The 1655-nt window shown below is 59.6% G+C and carries 1 rRNA gene; it reads right to left on the minus strand.

Annotated features, from left to right (window positions below):
* Positions 1 to 46 precede the first annotated feature (46 nt).
* Positions 47 to 1570 (minus strand): 16S ribosomal RNA (locus ACRYMY_RS19640).
* Positions 1571 to 1655 lie beyond the last annotated feature (85 nt).

Below are 1655 nucleotides of genomic sequence, written 5' to 3' on the forward strand. Positions count from 1 at the left end.
CCGATCCCACCCTGTGGTGCGACCGCGGCTTCGCGGGGCTCCTTAGAAAGGAGGTGATCCAGCCGCACCTTCCGGTACGGCTACCTTGTTACGACTTCGTCCCAATCGCCAGTCCCACCTTCGACGACTCCCTCCCACAAGGGGTTGGGCCACCGGCTTCGGGTGTTACCGACTTTCATGACGTGACGGGCGGTGTGTACAAGGCCCGGGAACGTATTCACCGCAGCGTTGCTGATCTGCGATTACTAGCGACTCCGACTTCACGGGGTCGAGTTGCAGACCCCGATCCGAACTGAGACCAGCTTTTTGGGATTCGCTCCACCTCACGGTATCGCAGCCCTCTGTACTGGCCATTGTAGCATGCGTGAAGCCCAAGACATAAGGGGCATGATGATTTGACGTCATCCCCACCTTCCTCCGAGTTGACCCCGGCAGTCTCCCATGAGTCCCCAGCCGAACTGCTGGCAACATGGAACGAGGGTTGCGCTCGTTGCGGGACTTAACCCAACATCTCACGACACGAGCTGACGACAACCATGCACCACCTGTGCGCGACCACCTAAATGAAGCCCCATCTCTGAGGCGCCACCGCGCATGTCAAGCCTTGGTAAGGTTCTTCGCGTTGCATCGAATTAATCCGCATGCTCCGCCGCTTGTGCGGGCCCCCGTCAATTCCTTTGAGTTTTAGCCTTGCGGCCGTACTCCCCAGGCGGGGCGCTTAATGCGTTAGCTGCGGCACGGAACCCGTGGAATGGGTCCCACACCTAGCGCCCAACGTTTACGGCATGGACTACCAGGGTATCTAATCCTGTTCGCTCCCCATGCTTTCGCTCCTCAGCGTCAGTTACGGCCCAGAGACCCGCCTTCGCCACCGGTGTTCCTCCTGATATCTGCGCATTTCACCGCTACACCAGGAATTCCAGTCTCCCCTACCGCACTCAAGTGTGCCCGTACCCACTGCAAGCTCAGAGTTGAGCCCTGAGTTTTCACAGCAGACGCGACACACCGCCTACGAGCTCTTTACGCCCAATAATTCCGGACAACGCTTGCACCCTACGTATTACCGCGGCTGCTGGCACGTAGTTAGCCGGTGCTTCTTCTGCTCCTACCGTCACCCCGAGGGGCTTCGTCAAAGCTGAAAGAGGTTTACAACCCGAAGGCCGTCATCCCTCACGCGGCGTCGCTGCATCAGGCTTGCGCCCATTGTGCAATATTCCCCACTGCTGCCTCCCGTAGGAGTCTGGGCCGTGTCTCAGTCCCAGTGTGGCCGGTCGCCCTCTCAGGCCGGCTACCCGTCGTCGCCTTGGTAGGCCATCACCCCACCAACAAGCTGATAGGCCGCGAGCCCATCCCCAGCCGATAAATCTTTCCACCCGCACCCGATGCCGGGGCGAGTCGTATCCGGTATTAGCCACCGTTTCCAGTGGTTGTCCCAGAGCCAGGGGCAGGTTGCTCACGTGTTACTCACCCGTTCGCCACTGATCCACCCCGAAGGGCTTCACCGTTCGACTTGCATGTGTTAAGCACGCCGCCAGCGTTCGTCCTGAGCCAGGATCAAACTCTCCGAAGAAAAAACCATACGGTCTCACGACCAACGGCCTTCCAAACCATCGAGCAAACCCAGGCATCGAAACCCCCACCCCCCTGGCGAGGAG

The organism is Kineococcus haloalkalitolerans, from assembly GCF_050871905.1.
Classification (GTDB): Bacteria; Actinomycetota; Actinomycetes; order Actinomycetales; family Kineococcaceae; genus Kineococcus.